Source organism: Pirellulales bacterium (assembly GCA_035939775.1).
In the GTDB taxonomy this organism is placed as follows: domain Bacteria; phylum Planctomycetota; class Planctomycetia; order Pirellulales; family DATAWG01; genus DASZFO01.
This window is the reverse complement of record DASZFO010000236.1, coordinates 14,574-30,579: the sequence shown is the minus strand read 5'-3', so window position 1 is coordinate 30,579 and position 16,006 is coordinate 14,574. Positions and strand designations below refer to the sequence as shown.

Here is a 16,006-nt window from a genome sequence, read left to right as displayed (position 1 = left end):
CAAAAAGTCATATTCAAAACACAAGACAGACTGTAAACTCATGACTGGCCTCCCTGCGTCGAACGAAGTCGTTGTGAATCAACTTCTTAAACGCAGCCGGAGGCCGCTTTGTTCCGCAAGCCATGAATAATCCGGGTTAGCAAGGCGACGATCGGGACGTTGGCAACATACTTTCACGTGCCGGCATCCGTTCTGACGGCGAACTTTGGCAGCAAGGAATAGAGCCGGCGTGGCCATATTAATCTGGTCTCGTCAGCCACTACCGATGCTGAGCCCTTCAAGGGCAACAGTCAACGTTCGATTGCTTGTCAACCCTTCCGGGTTTAGGATGGTGGACGTTCAGCTTTCAAGGACGCCCCCAAATTCGTAACCGAACCATCTCTCCATGTCCCACAAGAATGTTTTCGGCGCTTGGCGTCGGACGATGAGCAGCTTGTGCCTGCGCAAGCCGGCGCCGAAGCGCCCACTTCGCCGGCCGACGATGCTCGAACAACTCGAAGCTCGCTGGTGTCCGGCCGTCAATGTCCTCACGTACCACAACGATATCGCCAGCACGGGTTTGAACAATAACGAGACTGTGCTGACGCCGGCTGACGTCAACGTGAATTCCTTCGGGAAACTCACCACCGTCGCGCTGGATGGCCAAGTGTACGCTCAACCGCTTGTCGACACGGGCATCACCGTCGCCTCGGGAGTCAACACATCCAACGGCGCGGCCGGCATGCACGATGTCGTTTTCGTCGCCACCGAGCATGACAGCCTGTACGCTATCGACGCCAAACAGGGGGATGGCGGCGCCGTCTTGTGGAAGCGAAGCTTTCTCGACATCACAACGGCCGGCTACAGCGGCAGCACGCCCGGCACGAACGTCAACAGCACCCCTATCAATGGCACGAGTGCCACTTCAATCACTACCGTCACCAGAGGCGACGTCGCCGTCAACATCGGCACTGAAGTTGGAATCACTGGCACCCCGGTCATCGATCCGGCCTCGAACACGATATTCCTCGACGTCAAGACCGCGGAGACGATTGGCGGCGCCATGTATTACGTGCAGCGGCTGCATGCGATTAACATCGCCGACGGCACCGACCGAGTCGTCCCCTATCTGATTGGCGCAACGACGAATGATAACTCGAATACAACGGCCATCTACGTTTATGGAACCGGCGACGGCGCCGTAACCGATCCTTATAACGGGACCGGCAAGCAAGTCGTCCAGTTCAACGCCCTGCGCGAGGCCAACAGGCCGGCATTGAGCTTCGTCAATAACCAAGTGTACCTGGCCTGGGCCTCGCACGGCGACAATGGTCCGTATCATGGTTGGGTGGCAACCTGGACTATGTCGCCAACCGCTTTGACGCTCACAGGCGTGCTCTGCACCTCGCCGAACGACGGTCTGTCGGGGATCTGGCAGGGAGGCGGCCGACTGGCATTCGAATCTGACGGCAGTGCGTTTTACTTTGAGACCGGCAATGGCGACGGCGGGGCGCCGGTGCTCAACGCCCAGGGCTTTCCCGTCAATGCCAATTACAACGAAGCGCTGGTCAAGGCCGTCGCCGATCCCACTACCTCGGCCACCAACCAGAACCCGAATGGCTGGGGCCTTAAGGTTGCCGACTATTTCATTCCGTATAACGTCGCAGCGCTCGACGGGGCCGACTCGGATTTCGGCTCCGGTGCGCCCATCGTGTTGCCCGATTCAGCGGGCATTCCTGGGCATCCGCACCTGATCCTCGCCGCCGGCAAGGGAGGGGAAATCTATGTCATCGATCGCGACAACTTAGGTCACTTCAGCCCGACGGGCGACAACGTCCTCAATGCGGTCCCCAACGGCAGCGGTCAGAACACGCCGCCGGTGAAACTGGGCGGTTCGCTGAGCACCGCCGCCTATTTCAACGGCAAAGTCTACTGGTCCAGTGGCTACAGTAGCCCGGCCTACAGCTACGTCATCAACAGCAACGGCACGTTGACCACGACGTCGCAAACGGCTGTCCAGATGGGCTACGCGCCAGGCTCAGTCGCCATTTCGGCCAACGGCACAACCAACGGAATCGCCTGGCTCTACGACCGTAATGCCAACGTGATCCACGCCTATGACGCCAGTTCGTTGTCAACGGAACTTTGGAACAGCGCGCAACATGCCGGCGGGGCGGACAATCTGGGCGCGGTTGTCGAGTTTGCCGTGCCGACAATCGCCAACGGCGAAGTGTTCGTGGGGACCTCCAACAGCCTGGTGATTTATGGGCTGAATCAGGCGGCCACTGCCGCGCCAAACGCTCCAGTCCTATCGGCCACCGCCATCTCGGGCTCGTCGATCAACCTGACCTGGACCGATTCAACCACGTCGCCGAACTTGGCCACGGCCTATTCCATCGAGCAATCAACCGATGGAACCAGCTTCAGCGTGGTGGCCACAGCGCCAGCCGCGGCGACTTCGATCGCCATCGGTGGTTTGCAAACTCAGACCACTTACTATTTCAGAATCCGCGGCCTGAACGCGCAGGGCTATTCGAACTATTCCAATCTCGCCAATGCGACAACCAGCAATACGCTCAACGGCTTGAATTACGTCAATAATGCGCCCGGTCTTCCGAATGTCGTCGTTTCGCTGGCGTATTACGACAATGAGTACGGCGGCGGCTTTGTCCCCAATCCATGGCAGGGGTCGCCCAACGTCAATTTTTTCGGCAACCAGACGACCGGAATCTATGACGGCGGCGCCATCATGTTCAAGAACATCGGGACGGCAAACGCCGTCTTGTCGCCGGGCGTCGTAGTGGACAATTTCGCGAACGGCGCGAGCTTCCAGTTGTGGGATAGCCTGATTGGTACGCAAACGATCATCGCACCTGGACAGAGCCTGATTCTCACGCAGACCGCCAGCGGCAATTTCGACACGAGCGACACGCCGGTTGGCACTATCTTCGCCAATCGGTCGCTCATCCTGCCTCATATCCATTTCACGCTCAACGGCGCGCCCTATGTCCTGGTCGACACGACGCAAGTTCTCAATGACGCCGGCTGGGATGAGGGCAATATTCAAAACATCAGCGAATCGTCCGTGTGGACCCAGAATCAGGTCATCGCCGGCGGATTCAGCGGAGCGACGGGCCTCACTCTCAATGGCGCGGCGGCCGTCACCGGCGGCAATCTGGTGCTGACCAATGGCAACTCCAACCAGGCCGGCAGTGTTTTCACCAGCAATCTGGTTGACGTTAGCGGCTTCACCAGCCAGTTCACTTTCCAGACGACCGGGACGTACGCCTATGCCAACACCGGCGAAGGTTTTACATTCACCATCCAAGGCGCCGGCCCGACGGCCCTGGGCGGATCGGGTGCGGCCCTGGGTTACGGCGCCAACGGCGCCAGCGTGGGCATCAATAACAGCGTCGCCATCAAGTTCGACCTGAACAACAACAACGGTGAAGGCAACGATTCCACCGGCTTATACACGGATGCCGCGTCGCCGACGAACGTCGGATCCGTCGATCTCTCCTCGACGGGCATCAATTTCCACAGTGGCGACATCTTCCAGGTCAACCTGACGTACGTGGGAACCACGCTCACGGTCGTCATCAACGATCTGACAACCAACGCCTCCGCCACGCAGAACTACACGATCAATATCCCGGGAATAATCGGCAGCAGCAACGGATACGTCGGCTTCACGGCGGCCACCGGAAGCCAAGAAGCGATCCAAAACATCATCTCCTGGGCCTATGCCCCCACGGCGGCGAATTCGCCCAATGCCCCGTCAGGCCTCGGCGCCACGCCCGCCTCCGCCACCTCGGTCTATCTGAATTGGACAAATAACGCCACCAACCAGACAAGCTTCAACCTCGACCGGGCGACTAATCTCGGTTTCACGCAGAACTTGATCACCGAGAGTCTTCCGGCGGGCCCGAACTCTTTCACCGATGCTTACACCGGCTTGGCCCCTGGCAACACCTATTACTATCGCTTGCGAGCATTCAACTCGGCTGGCAATTCGGGCTATTCGAATGTGGCGAACGTCACGATTCCCCTGGCGCCACCCAAGCCGTCCAACCAGATGGTGACCGGCGTCAGCGCAACTGAGATCGACATGAGTTGGCAGGACAACGCCGGCCATCTGGCCGACGGCTATCACATTTTGCGATCGGTCAATCACGGCAGCCTCACCCTGGTCGCGACGTTGCCCCCCACCTCGCGCTCCGCACCGAGCACATACGCGTGGTCCGACACCAATCTCACCCCGAACACCTACTACGAATATCACATCCAGGCCTTCAACGTTTCGGGCAACAACGACTTCGCCGGGGTCAACGCCACGACACTGTTGCCGACGCCAATCCTGGTCTATTCGAAGTTGGCGAACAACGCCGTGACTTTGTACTACACGGTCCCCAGCGGCGCCACCGGCATGAATATCTACCGCGGCACGGCCAGCGGAGCGGAAACGTTTCTCGCATCCGGGGGTACTGGTAATTCGTTCGTTGACAACAGCGTCGCAAACGGCGTGACGTATTTTTATTACGTCACCGCGGTGAATGCCAATTCGCTCCCGACCCCGAATGAAGAGAGCGCGCCTTCGAACCAGAGTTCGCCCGCGACCAGCGGCGGCACCTTCCAGTGGAGCGGCAATGGCGCTAACGCCAATTGGACGACCGCCGGCAATTGGTTGGGCGGAATCGCGCCGACGGGGGACGGCAATGAATCGCTCGTCTTTCCGAACGGCGCCGCCCGATTGACCAATATCGACGATTTGCCGACGGGCGCGAACGCCTTCGCGCACATCTCCACTGCCGCCAGCGGCTACAATATCACGCTGAACAATCCGCTAGCGCTCGGATCGGGTGGCCTGTCGTTGACGGCGACGGGGACGGAAACCATTAACGCCGCGTCCAGCGCCGGCATCTTCCCTTTGAGCGGCGAGTCGTTTACGACCGTCAACGGCGCGACGTTGACCATCAATTCCAGCATCACGGAAATGAATGGTGCATTGACGATCGCCGGCAATGGAAACACGACGCTGAGCGGTTCGCTCGCGGGTGCCGGCGGCTTGACGGTGACCGAGACCGGAACGCTGACGCTCAATAGCGCCAACACGTATACCGGCCCGACGCTGATCAGCGCGGGGATCGTCAACGCTTACACCAGTACGCCGCTGGGAGTGAATAGCGACGTCACGGTGGCCACAGGCGCCACCTTGAACGTATTGGGAACATACGTCGTGGGAGGCGGCCTGCAGGGGCAATACTACAACATCACGCCCTCGAGCGCTAACTTCGTCAGCCTCACAGCGCTCAATAACAGTTTGGCGGGGCATACGCCCGCCTTGACGGCGTTGTCGTCCACGACTTCGCTTAACAACAGCTTCGACTTCGGCACCACCGGCTCCGGTTTCCCCGCGCCGTACAGTTCGAACGCCACTAACTTCGAAGCGGTGTTCACCGGCCTGTTCAACGCCCAGACGGCGGGTTCGTACACCTTCGATACCGGCAGCGACGACGGCAGCATGATATTTATTGACGGCAATGTCGTCGTCAACAACAACTTCGTCCAGCCCGTGACCGTTCGGACCGGTACGGTGAACTTGACGCAGGGCATGCACAATATCGTGATCGCCTTTTACCAGGCCGGCGGCGGCTACGGATTGTATGCCGACGTGCAGGTTCCGACCGGAACACTTCAGCGCATCCCGAATGCGTTGCTCAGTGGAACCGCCACGAATAATTTCCAGATCGGCTCGCTGGCGGGCGGGGGCACGGTGGCGCTCGGCGCCAATTCGCTCACGGTCGGCGGCGCCAATCACAACGCTAGTTTCACGGGCACCCTGATGGCGACCGGCGTGACCAACGTCACCAAGACCGGCACGGGCTCGCAAGCGATCGGCCAACCCAACTATGGCGGCCCCACGACGATCAACTCTGGCACGCTTCAACTGGGCGATGGCACGCATGCTTTCTCTCTTCCAGCCGGTTTGATCACGGACAACGGAACCCTGGCAATCGCCGTCCCAACCGGTGCGACGCTTGCATATTCGAATGCCATCTCGGGGTCGGGTGGCCTAACCGTGTCTGGCGGCACGCTTACGCTTTCCGGCGCCAGCTCCTATACCGGCCCCACACTCATCTCCGCCGGCGTCGTTAACATCAGCAATAACTCGGCGCTCGGAAGTAATAGTGATGTGACCGTTGCGGCGAGCGCTACGCTCAACATTCCTGCCGTGGGTAGCATCGGGCTAGCCGGCGCCTATTACAATTCCGCACCCAACAACGCTCCCACGTATCTGTTCGCCGACACGACCACCGTGGCAAATTACGTTGCTGGTTTGCCTGTCATCGCCACGGATCGCAGTTCCAATGCCAACAGTCAGAATAATGGAGGAGCAGTTTTTGATTACGGAAGCAGCGGCCAGGGATTTCCCAGCGCCGTCCTCGCAAACCCGAATCAATTTGTCGCCGTCTGGACGGGACAATTCTCGGCGCCGACGTCGGGCGTCTACACTTTTGATACCGGCAGCGATGACGGCAGCATGCTCTTCATTGATGGCAACGCGGTGGTTTTCAACAATGCGTACCAGCCCCTCGCGGTTCGCTCAGGCTCCATTCCGCTGACTCAAGGCAGCCACTCCATCGTCATCGCCTACTATCAAGGCGGCGGCCAATACGGCCTGTACGCCGACGTTCAGGTCCCTGGGGGTACGTTGCAACGGATCCCGAACGCTTTGCTCAACACTTACGCGAATCTGCAAGTTGGCTCGCTCGGCGGCGCTGGCAATGTCTTTATTGGCGGAAGCAATTCGTTGACAGTTGGCGGCGACAACAACAGCTCCACGTTGTCCGGAATTCTTTCCGGCGGCGGCAACTTGATCAAAAACGGTACCGGGACGATGACCCTGTCTGGAGTCAACACATACACCGGCGCCTCAGCCATCAACCAGGGCACGCTGGTAGCCGCTTCCAATAGCGCTCTGGGGACGACCGCCGGAGGCACAACCGTGTCGAGCGGGGCCGCACTCGCCTTCTCCTCGAACGTGAATTACACCACAGCGGAGCCGGTGAGCGTCGCCGGCACTGGCCCCGCAGGCAATGGCGCCATCGAGAACATCAGCGGGACCAACTCCTTCGCCGGACCAATCACCTTGACGGGCAGCGCCACCATTGGGTCTGATGCCGGATTACTGACGCTCGGCGGGGCGATCACTGGAACGGGACCCTTGACATTTACCGGCGCCGGTAATATCGCAGCGAACGGAATTATTTCTGAAACTCCGCCGTTAAACATCATCAAGAACGGCACCGGCGTCGCTACATTGGCGGCAAGCGATTCAGCTCCTAGCACCACGGTGAATGCCGGAACCCTGATTGCAAACGGGATTGACGGTAACGGGACCACCACGATCAACTCCGGCAGCAGCCTCACCGCCAATCACATCGTTCAGGGCAGCCTCGTGATCGGCGGCGCCTCTGGCAGCCCCGCAACTGTGACCATCGCAGCCAGCGATGCGAATGGGAATCCGCTGAACGCGGTGGCGGCTGGCAACACCAGCGAGGCGATCAACGCAACGCCCAGTTCTCCGCAGACGGCCCCGTCGATTGCGGCCAGCAGTTCGGCGGTCGAAACCGCCGTTGCACCGACCTCGACCACCGCTTCGTCGGAGCCGCCGATTTCTGTCACCGTCGCGCCGAGTTCTCACGGTTCCTCTAGACCTACATTGGCGGTCAACTCGAGTTTTTCGGATTCGACGGGCCCGATTGCTTTGCAATCGTCGAGCGAGATCGTCGGCGTGTCAGACCTCCTTTTTTCCGTGAGCCACGAGAGCGAACGGTCATCTTCGCTTACGACCGCTGGCGTCTCTTCGACTTCCGACGCAGCGACACTTCTCGAACGGCAAACTGGCATTCTCGCAAACGGAAATGACGAGCCAGTTCATCACGACACTGTCGCGGTCGCTTTCGCGGATGCCGATGTTCTGGAATGGGCCGCCTCGAGTCCGGCCGCTGGGCCTTCGGCGTCCGACGCCGATATCTCCCTACTATCCGACGATCTGCTCGATGCGATCGGCCGACAATGGCAAAACTAATTCGGGCCCGGCAACGTGATTCTCGACTTGGCCGGTCGTTACTGGCTGTTTTTTTTGACGGTACTCGGCACGACGGTCGCCTATGTGAATATCGCCACGCTGGCGGTGAAGCCGTGGAGAAAGTTCTTGCCGCCAATGGGGCCGAGTTCGCCTTGAGCGAAGAAGCCGGCGGCGGGAATTTCGCCGAGGCAATCGCGCAAGCATGCGGCATCGTGATTTGGCTCTGGAAAGAGCCGCGTTCCGCGGCCGTTGCAAGTGAACAGCAAAGCGCCCGCCGGTGAAGTGCCCATGTCGGCCGCTGCGGAAGTTAATAGCGCTCGCAAGTCCTCGTCGGCCGTGGCCGCGTCGCGCACGTGAAACTGCACGGTCTGGCCCGTTCGGACATGATCGCCGATCGCGATCGCGCCGGTGTTGGGATCGGCCCCGATCACATTGCGAACCAGGAAATCGCCTCGCGAAAACTGATCCTGATATTCGCTCAGGACGCGGCCGACGTGCGGGCCGGCCTGAACCAACCGCCGCTCCTCCGGCGCAAGTTCCGCGTAGACCTGTTGCAAGCGAGCCAGCGCCGGCATTCCGCCCAATTCACGAATGACGTTGGCCTCGGACTTGGTGATGACGAATGGTTTGCCAATCGGCCGGCATCCCTGCGACACCACGCTCCGAATCCGCGCGGCGCCGTAGACCAGCGCGGCCACCGCGCCGCTGTCGCAGCACTGGCCCCCGAACAGCAGTCGATTCTCGCGCGGACCGGCGCCGCCGCTTGCCATGCCGCCTAAAACGGGAATTCCCGGATGATCTTCGTTGATCCGGGCGATTAGTTCGTCGGCCGGAAAGCTGAACGGATCGCCGAGCAAGAAGAGGGCGGCCCCGTCCGGCCAGGGCGTCGGCAATTCGTTCAGCCAGCCCGTGAAAGTGCCTCCTTCCCGCGTTTGCTTGAACTCAAGGTGCATCGGCAGCACCTTAGAATTCGGCAGCCGAGCCAGCCAGAGCGCGATCGCGGGCTGCTGCTCGATCTCGCGAACGCCTCCGACGATCGATTCGCCCGTGCAGCCGATGATGGCGGCGGTCCCAAGACGTTCGCCGAGCAGAGGCGCCAGAGCATCGAGATTCGGTTGATGGTGAGGCGATGCAAAGAGAAACGCCAAATCGCACTGGCCATCGAGCCGGCCGCACGCGGCATCGAGCACCTCAGCGATGGCTCGACGCGTGTCGGCCGCGGTCGACAATGCCGCGGCGCAGCGCGATGCCGTGCTGGCAACGTTCATCTATTGCGCCTCGCGTCGCACTTGGTTTCCAAGAACCCCTCGCAAAACCGCCTGGGAGAAGGGGACAGTCCCCAGTTTTGCTCCGCGGACTGCGCAAAATGGGGACAGTCCCCGGCGGTTTTGTGAGGGGTTCTATTCAATCTCAAAGATCGCCTCGATTTCGACCGCCATGTTGTTGGGCAGCGCGGGCGCGCCGACGGCGCTGCGAGCGCCGACGCCGTTTTCCGGACCAAACACCTCGGCCATGAGTTCGCTGAAGCCGTTGATCACGGCCGGTTGCTGATGGAAATCCGCCGTGCAGTTTACCAGCCCGAGCGTTTTGACGAGCCGGCGGACGCGATTCAAATTGCCGAGATAGTGCCGGAGCGTGGCGAGCATCGCCAGCCCGACCTGTCGCGCTGCGCGTCGGCCGCCTTCGAGGTCGAGGTCCGCCCCGACGCGCCCTTGGATCAGGGTCTTGTCGGATTGCAGCGGCCCGTGGCCTGAAACGTACGCCAGATTGCCGGCGATCAAGACCGGCTTATAGACCCCTTGCGGTTTGGGGACCGCAGGGAGTTCCAGCTTCAATTCCGCGAGTTTATCTTCAGGATTCATGGTCGGGGCATCGCGATTGGGAAGTCGCCGGACAGAATGCTCTAACCATATCGCGCGTCGCGCCGCGTGAATAGGTGGCCGAGGCAGGGAGGAGTCAATTCCGCGCACCCCCGGCATCTGGGCGATTAGAATGGTTGAATCTGCCGGTTTATGCCGGCAAAGCGCGAGCTGGGGCAGGGAGTTGGAGTCCCGGCCGCAGCGCGGATAAACAAAGTAGCAGGCACACTCCGTGTGCCGTGGCAGTTACGGCACGCGGAGCGTGCCTACTACACTAACGCGCCGGATTTGTTCGACGCTCGTAGCTGGGTTGTTTTTTCCATAAAGATTTCGAGAGGCGTGACCTATGTTGTTGGCAAGTTCAGGACCGGCGGAATGGATTCAGAATATCGGATTGGGTCTGGAATGGCTGTTCGGCGGCGACACGCCCGAGCCGCCGCTCCATTTGCATCAAGTGGCCGCTCGGGCATTCACGATCTATTTCATCGGATTGATCCTGGTCCGAATCGGCAAGAGCCGCCTGATTGGCCGCACGACGGCGCTCGACATCATCCTCGGCTTTATCCTCGGCTCGATATTGGCCCGCGGAATCACCGGGAACGCCTCGATCTCGGGAACGACCGTGGCGGCGGCGGTGCTGATCGCGAGCCATTGGTTCTTTACCAGCTTGGCATGCCGGTCGCACCGCTTCGGCAATTTGCTCAAGGGGCAAGATTATCGCCCGCTGATCATCGACGGCCAGATGCAGCACCACAATATGCGCCACTCGAATTTGTCGGAGCACGATGTCATGGAAGAACTGCGGCTGCACGGTGTCGCAAAGATCGACGAGGTCGCCGCCGCCTATAAGGAACGTAACGGCCAAGTCAGCGTAATACTGCGAAAGGCAGTCCCGCAGACAATCGATGTCGCCGTTCGCGACGGGGTGCAGACCGTGCGGGTTGAGCTTCATTAAATGCGCACGATCATGATTCAATTTCGTTCATGCTGCGCTCTTGCGAACCAGGCAAGTCCGGAACCGCATTTCGGTCGCCGCAGAATCATCGGCATAACGCGCGCATTCAAGTTTCTGGCATGGCAGGTGCAATCCTTTATCCCGCACTTTTTGGGCGGAACGAGGGCATGGTTTCTGGTCGTGAATCTCAAACTGAGGTGATTGCGATGCCGCGAAGAAATGGTTTGAATCCGTTAGCCGGCAGCGCCGCTGCCGACGAGTTTATGAAGCAGGTGGCCGCGTTGCAGGACGACGCGATCCAATTGGGTCTCGCGGGCAAGCGTTTGGCCGGAGATACCGCGCATCGTGCCACGGAGATGGCGCAGGATTACTATCGCCGGGGAAGGACGCGAATGACTGATGTTGAGAAGGCGGTCGAAAAGAAGGTCCGCGATTATCCGGTTCGCTCGATCCTATTAGCCGCCGGAATTGGTTACTTGCTCGCCAGGCTCCTCGGCCGTCGATAATCGAGCGGGGCGACATGCTCCTCGCTCGTTCGGGCCGGAGCGTTTCGGCCTGCGCGCGGTGATTGGCGCCCACAGAAGAAGGAGCAATCGATGAAAATGCAGCGCGCTGAAACCGAAGCCCCGTTGCGAGTTGGCGTGTTTTCAGAATTGGCCGACGCCGATCAGGCCGTCGAGCAATTGCTGGCCGCCGGATTCACGAGAGAGCAGATCACCGTGATCTGCTCGGACGAAATACGGCAACGGCATTTCCGGCAGTTCGAGCATCAGGATCCCGCGGGCAAACACACTCCGGCCGCCGCAGCCGCCGGAAGCGCCATCGGCGCGCTCCTCATGGGGGGCACGACCGTCGTCGCGACGACGCTCGCGATCGGCGGGGCTCCCGTGTTTATCATGGGCGCTCTGGCGGCGTGGGCGGGCGGCGTGGTGGGCGGATTGGTTGGCGCGATGATGACCCGCGGCGTCGAGCACGAACTCGCCGATTATTACGATCAGGCGGTCGCGGAGGGCAAGATCCTCGTAGCGGTTGACGAACACGGACCGACGGCGAAAGGCCATCTCTCGAAAGCCGAGCAAATCCTGACTGAGGCGGGCGCATTGCCGTTCGCGATGCGGGAGAGTTGATTATCGATGAGAAATCCTTGGTCGCGTCGAAAGTTTCTTTCCGTTGCCGGTGCATCGCTGGCCATTTCGGCACGAGGCGCCTGGGGCGCTGAGTCGCGGCTCGCGGAAAACCGCGATCCTTTGGCCCTCGGCTTGCAAAGCTATACGCTCCGCGAGTTTGACGTGGAAAAGGCCATCGATCTGGCCAAGGAATTGGGCTTTGCACATGTCGAATTCACTCGCAAGCATATTTCGGCCGATACGCCGGTCGAAACGGTCGAGGCGGTCAAGCGTAAGATGGCCGGACTCGGGCTGCGAATCTCGGCGCAAGGGGTCAATCCGCTGACGAACGATCACGCGGCCAATCGCAAGGTCTTTGAATTGGCCAAACGGATGGGCAACCGCAACGTCACGGCCGATCCTACGGAGGATGCTTTCGACAGCCTCGACAAGCTGGTCGCCGAATACAACCTCCGCGTGGCGATTCACAACCACGGCCCAGGGGCTCGCTACGACAAGATTGCCGACGTGCTCAAGGCGATCCAAGGACATGATAAGCGGATTGGCGCTTGCGCCGATCTCGGGCATTACATCCGTTCCGCCGAAGACCCCGTCAAGGCGATCATGCTCTTCGGCGACCGGCTCTACGGCATCCACCTCAAGGACTTTGCCGAGCCAACGAAGAACGCCAAAGGCGTGATCCTCGGCAAAGGGCATCTCGACCTGGTCGGAGTTTACAAGGCGCTCAAGAAAGTCAACTTCCCCGCCGACGGCGCGCTTTCGCTCGAATACGAAGAGAATGCCAAGAACCCTTTGCCGGACGTGAAAGAATGCGTCGCCGCGGCGCGCGAGGCGCGGGCGAAAGCAATCGAATGAGCGCGACAACGTCCGGGTTTATTGCGAAACGGTCTGCCGCCGTTTTGCCGCCAGTTTTTTCCGCGGTTTGGCCTTCCGACCAGTTTCATACTCTCTCCAAAGTTGCCGAAGCTCGGATACGTTCCGGACTCTCCGGCGGATTTCCAAGACGGCATTGATCTTGCCGATGGTTTCCGCATCCTGAGCCAACGTCAATGCCGCCAGTTGCGTCCGAGAAAACCAGTCTGCGACCTCGCCCCACCGCCAGAGCGGCGAGTTCTTGGTCACGCCGGATTCTGGGCGCGGAAATCCCCCTGGGCCTCGCGCACCGCTAGCAAGCTGACGGATGCTTTCGCGCGTTCGTCCGGCTCGCCGAGCAATTTCGGCTGCGCTCACCCAATCGTCGGGCTCCACGCGAATCACGTCAAATCCGGCTTGCTGGACATCGTGAACGGCCGTGCGGATCGCCTCCGAAAGCGATTTCGACTGGCGATCGAAATCGAGGTACGCGACGCCGCAGCGCATTCCGAACAACGAATCGTCGCAGCCCGACTCAAACAACGCGTCCTCGACTTCCGCGGTGATTTCCGGGACGTGCGCGAGAATTAAAGTGAATGAAAAGGTCTTTTGTGCCATGTTTGGCTCCTAATGCGGGGATTCGCAGGAGTCGACCATACCGAAAGCGAGTAGCCATCGCGCTCCCGCCTCGGGCATAGTAGTCGGCCCCACGCATGACCGCTCGACAGTATCAACCGCCAGCCACGACCGAGCGCATACTGAACTGCCGCGTTGATCTCCTTGTTCGGATGTCGAACGACCTTGGCCATCCGTTCCATTATCGGCGATTGTTGACAGTTGTCAACACTGGTAGCAACGCCTTCACCGTGCAATCGGTCTTTTCCGACTGAAGCGTGCGTAATTGGTAGTGAGCGACAGCCTGAATCCATTGAATCGCGTTCAACTCAATGTTAGGCTGCTGGACATGGAAAGAATTCGCCTATCCGCGCCCGCGACGCTCTTGGCGTCGGCATTGATCTGCGGCTGGCTCGTGCCGGTCGCGTCTGCCGAGCCCCTCGCGGCCAAGAAGAATGTGCTGCTGATCATTTCCGACGACCTGACGACCACGACGCTCGGCTGCTACGGGCATGCGCTGGCCCACTCGCCGAATGTCGACGCCTTCGCGGCCAAAGGAGTGCGGTTCGAGTATGCCTATTGTCAATATCCGCTTTGCAATCCGAGCCGCTGCTCGTTTATGACCGGCCGCCGCCCCGATACGACGCAGGTTTACGACAACGGCGTGAATTTCCGCGTCAATCTGCCGAATGTCGAGACGATCCCGCAGCATTTTCAGAAGGCAGGCTATTTCGCTGCCCGCGTGGGGAAGATTTATCATTACAACGTGCCGAACCAAATCGGCACCAATGGATTGGACGACGGCGCTTCGTGGAACCAGGTCGTGAATCCGCGCGGCCGCGATAAGGACGAAGAGAAGGATGTGATCAATTTCACCAAGGGCCGAGCGTTGGGCGCCGCGCTCTCTTGGCTCGAAACGGAGGGTGACGGCTCCGACCACACCGACGCGAAGATCGCCGATAGTTGCATCAAGCTGCTCGAGGAGCATAAAGATGGGCCGTTCTTCATCGGCTGTGGCTTCTTCCGTCCGCACGTTCCCTGCGCCGCGAGCAAGAACTACTTCGAGTTGTATCCGCTCGATCGGTTTCATCTTCCCAACGAACCGCCAGAGCACTTCGCCGCCATTCCGCCGATCGCTCTCACGGTCAAGCCGCTCAATTACGGATTGGACGACGAAAAGCTGAGGATCTTCACCCGAGCGTATTACGCCAGCACGAGCCTGATGGACGCCGAAGCCGGTCGCGTGCTGGCGGCGGTCGATCGGCTCGGTTTGGCCGATAAGACGATAATCGTCTTCATCTCTGACCACGGCTGGTGCCTCGGCGAGCATGGTCAATGGCAGAAGATGCTCTTGTTCGAGGAGTCGGCTCGAGTACCGCTGATCATTTACGACCCCAGTGGCAAGTCCAATGGCAAGACTTGCTCGCGAATCGTCGAACTGGTCGATCTGTATCCCACGCTTGCCGATCTGTGCGGGTTGGCCGCCCCGGCTGGCGCCGAAGGCAAGAGCCTGCGGCCGTTGTTGGACGATCCGCAATCGGCCTGGGGCGAGCCGGCCTTCACGCAAGTTCGCCATGCCCAGTTGATGGGGCGAAGCATTCGCACCGAGCGCTGGCGGTATACCGAATGGGATGACGGCAAATCGGGCGCGGAATTGTACGATCAGCAGTCCGACCCCAAGGAATACCACAACCTTGCCGGCGACCCCAAACATGCGGGTACGACGGCGATGCTCAAGAAGCACTTGTCGCAACGCAGCGGCAACGTCGCGCCGGTTCGATAGCTCAGCATGGACTCCTCTGCGAGCGAGACCCCGAAGCCAAACGCCGCGAGCGACCTCGGCGACCGGCCGATCCTCGCGACCTTGATTGATCCGCCGTTGGGCGATGAGCGGCCGATCATCGCCAGCCCCGTGGTTCAGGGCTACGACCGCGAGCGAGTGTACGGCGTCACTCGCCGCTTCAGCCTGGCAACTATCATGATGATGATGGCGGGCACGAGCCTGCTACTAACCATTGCCAACGCGCTTGGCGCGCCGCCGACCGTCAGCGGAATGCTAGTGATGCTTTGCATTGCCGTGGCGTTGGGCCAGATGTTTCTATTCGGTGGCAAGCAGCCGCGGAAAGCGTCGGTTATTGTTGGGATCTGTTTGTTCACCGGAGCGCCGATGTTCATCGGCGTCATCGCAGCGATCTCCGACCGGAACCCATTTGACTTCGGATCTCGGCTTAGGCTGGGAGAAATGGTCGGCTTTTTTTCAACTTCGGTCATCGCCGGGCCGATCTTCGGCGCATTGCTCGGCTATTTGGCGGGTGGTTTGGTGGCGGGCGTGGTGCTGGTGATGGACCTGACCGAATCGATCTTCGCGCGCTGGCGCAAGTCCCGCGAGCCGGACGACGATCCTTGGCCTGCGCCGAACAATCAACTGGGGTCCAACCGAGCCGCTGCGCCGCACGACAAGGCCCAGCCAAGCAGTGGCAATTGAAGGTCGAAAGTCGCGAAACCGGGCTAATTCCGCTAATTCTGT

General features: G+C 60.2%; 11 protein-coding genes. 8 read left to right on the top strand and 3 right to left on the bottom strand.

Going from position 1 to position 16,006, the window contains the following annotated elements; genetic code table 11:
* Positions 1-424 precede the first annotated feature (424 nt).
* Entirely contained in the window at positions 425-8,071 is a 7,647-nt protein-coding gene (locus VGY55_14975) for a PA14 domain-containing protein (protein ID HEV2971276.1), read from the top strand.
* An 80-nt stretch (positions 8,072-8,151) separates the two neighbouring features.
* Here the strand turns inward: VGY55_14975 and VGY55_14970 are convergent, their stop codons facing one another.
* Together VGY55_14970 and VGY55_14965 are read right to left on the bottom strand one after the other, a co-directional pair.
* Positions 8,152-9,339, bottom strand: coding sequence for an FIST N-terminal domain-containing protein (locus VGY55_14970; protein HEV2971275.1), 1,188 nt, complete (start codon positions 9,337-9,339; stop codon positions 8,152-8,154).
* Between the two features lie 132 nt (positions 9,340-9,471).
* Positions 9,472-9,933 carry a RidA family protein gene (locus tag VGY55_14965; GenBank protein HEV2971274.1) on the bottom strand — a complete coding sequence of 154 codons (462 nt, stop codon included), beginning with the start codon at positions 9,931-9,933 and terminating at the stop codon, positions 9,472-9,474.
* A 343-nt stretch (positions 9,934-10,276) separates the two neighbouring features.
* Between VGY55_14965 and VGY55_14960 the strand changes: the two genes are divergently transcribed.
* From VGY55_14960 to VGY55_14945, 4 genes are all read left to right on the top strand, one after another.
* A complete protein-coding gene (locus VGY55_14960; GenBank protein HEV2971273.1) occupies positions 10,277-10,885 on the top strand; it encodes a YetF domain-containing protein in 609 nt (202 codons plus the stop codon).
* A gap of 206 nt (positions 10,886-11,091) precedes the next feature.
* Positions 11,092-11,391 (top strand): hypothetical protein, encoded by a 300-nt coding sequence (locus tag VGY55_14955; GenBank protein ID HEV2971272.1) that lies wholly within the window; start codon positions 11,092-11,094, stop codon positions 11,389-11,391.
* A 90-nt stretch (positions 11,392-11,481) separates the two neighbouring features.
* Complete coding sequence (locus VGY55_14950; GenBank protein ID HEV2971271.1) at positions 11,482-12,012, top strand: hypothetical protein; 531 nt, start codon at positions 11,482-11,484, stop codon at positions 12,010-12,012.
* A 6-nt stretch (positions 12,013-12,018) separates the two neighbouring features.
* Positions 12,019-12,867 (top strand): sugar phosphate isomerase/epimerase family protein, encoded by an 849-nt coding sequence (locus VGY55_14945; protein ID HEV2971270.1) that lies wholly within the window; start codon positions 12,019-12,021, stop codon positions 12,865-12,867.
* 18 nt (positions 12,868-12,885) lie between these two features.
* Here the strand turns inward: VGY55_14945 and VGY55_14940 are convergent, their stop codons facing one another.
* Complete coding sequence (locus VGY55_14940) at positions 12,886-13,482, bottom strand: hypothetical protein (protein ID HEV2971269.1); 597 nt, start codon at positions 13,480-13,482, stop codon at positions 12,886-12,888.
* Between the two features lie 95 nt (positions 13,483-13,577).
* Between VGY55_14940 and VGY55_14935 the strand changes: the two genes are divergently transcribed.
* From VGY55_14935 to VGY55_14925, 3 genes are all read left to right on the top strand, one after another.
* The gene (locus tag VGY55_14935) at positions 13,578-13,754 is read left to right on the top strand and encodes a hypothetical protein (protein HEV2971268.1); all 177 of its coding nucleotides are present in this window, start codon (positions 13,578-13,580) and stop codon (positions 13,752-13,754) included.
* 74 nt (positions 13,755-13,828) lie between these two features.
* Complete coding sequence (locus VGY55_14930; protein ID HEV2971267.1) at positions 13,829-15,262, top strand: sulfatase; 1,434 nt, start codon at positions 13,829-13,831, stop codon at positions 15,260-15,262.
* A gap of 6 nt (positions 15,263-15,268) precedes the next feature.
* The gene (locus VGY55_14925) at positions 15,269-15,964 is read left to right on the top strand and encodes a hypothetical protein (protein ID HEV2971266.1); all 696 of its coding nucleotides are present in this window, start codon (positions 15,269-15,271) and stop codon (positions 15,962-15,964) included.
* Positions 15,965-16,006 lie beyond the last annotated feature (42 nt).

Coding starts and splice junctions, on each gene's coding strand:
- VGY55_14950 (HEV2971271.1), top strand. CDS start 11,482: ATGAAAATGCAGCGCGCTGAAACCGAAGCCCCGTTGCGAGTTGGCGTG.
- VGY55_14955 (HEV2971272.1), top strand. CDS start 11,092: ATGCCGCGAAGAAATGGTTTGAATCCGTTAGCCGGCAGCGCCGCTGCC.
- VGY55_14970 (HEV2971275.1), bottom strand. CDS start 9,339: ATGAACGTTGCCAGCACGGCATCGCGCTGCGCCGCGGCATTGTCGACC.
- VGY55_14940 (HEV2971269.1), bottom strand. CDS start 13,482: ATGGCACAAAAGACCTTTTCATTCACTTTAATTCTCGCGCACGTCCCG.
- VGY55_14960 (HEV2971273.1), top strand. CDS start 10,277: ATGTTGTTGGCAAGTTCAGGACCGGCGGAATGGATTCAGAATATCGGA.
- VGY55_14945 (HEV2971270.1), top strand. CDS start 12,019: ATGAGAAATCCTTGGTCGCGTCGAAAGTTTCTTTCCGTTGCCGGTGCA.
- VGY55_14930 (HEV2971267.1), top strand. CDS start 13,829: ATGGAAAGAATTCGCCTATCCGCGCCCGCGACGCTCTTGGCGTCGGCA.
- VGY55_14965 (HEV2971274.1), bottom strand. CDS start 9,933: ATGAATCCTGAAGATAAACTCGCGGAATTGAAGCTGGAACTCCCTGCG.
- VGY55_14975 (HEV2971276.1), top strand. CDS start 425: ATGAGCAGCTTGTGCCTGCGCAAGCCGGCGCCGAAGCGCCCACTTCGC.
- VGY55_14935 (HEV2971268.1), top strand. CDS start 13,578: ATGACCGCTCGACAGTATCAACCGCCAGCCACGACCGAGCGCATACTG.
- VGY55_14925 (HEV2971266.1), top strand. CDS start 15,269: ATGGACTCCTCTGCGAGCGAGACCCCGAAGCCAAACGCCGCGAGCGAC.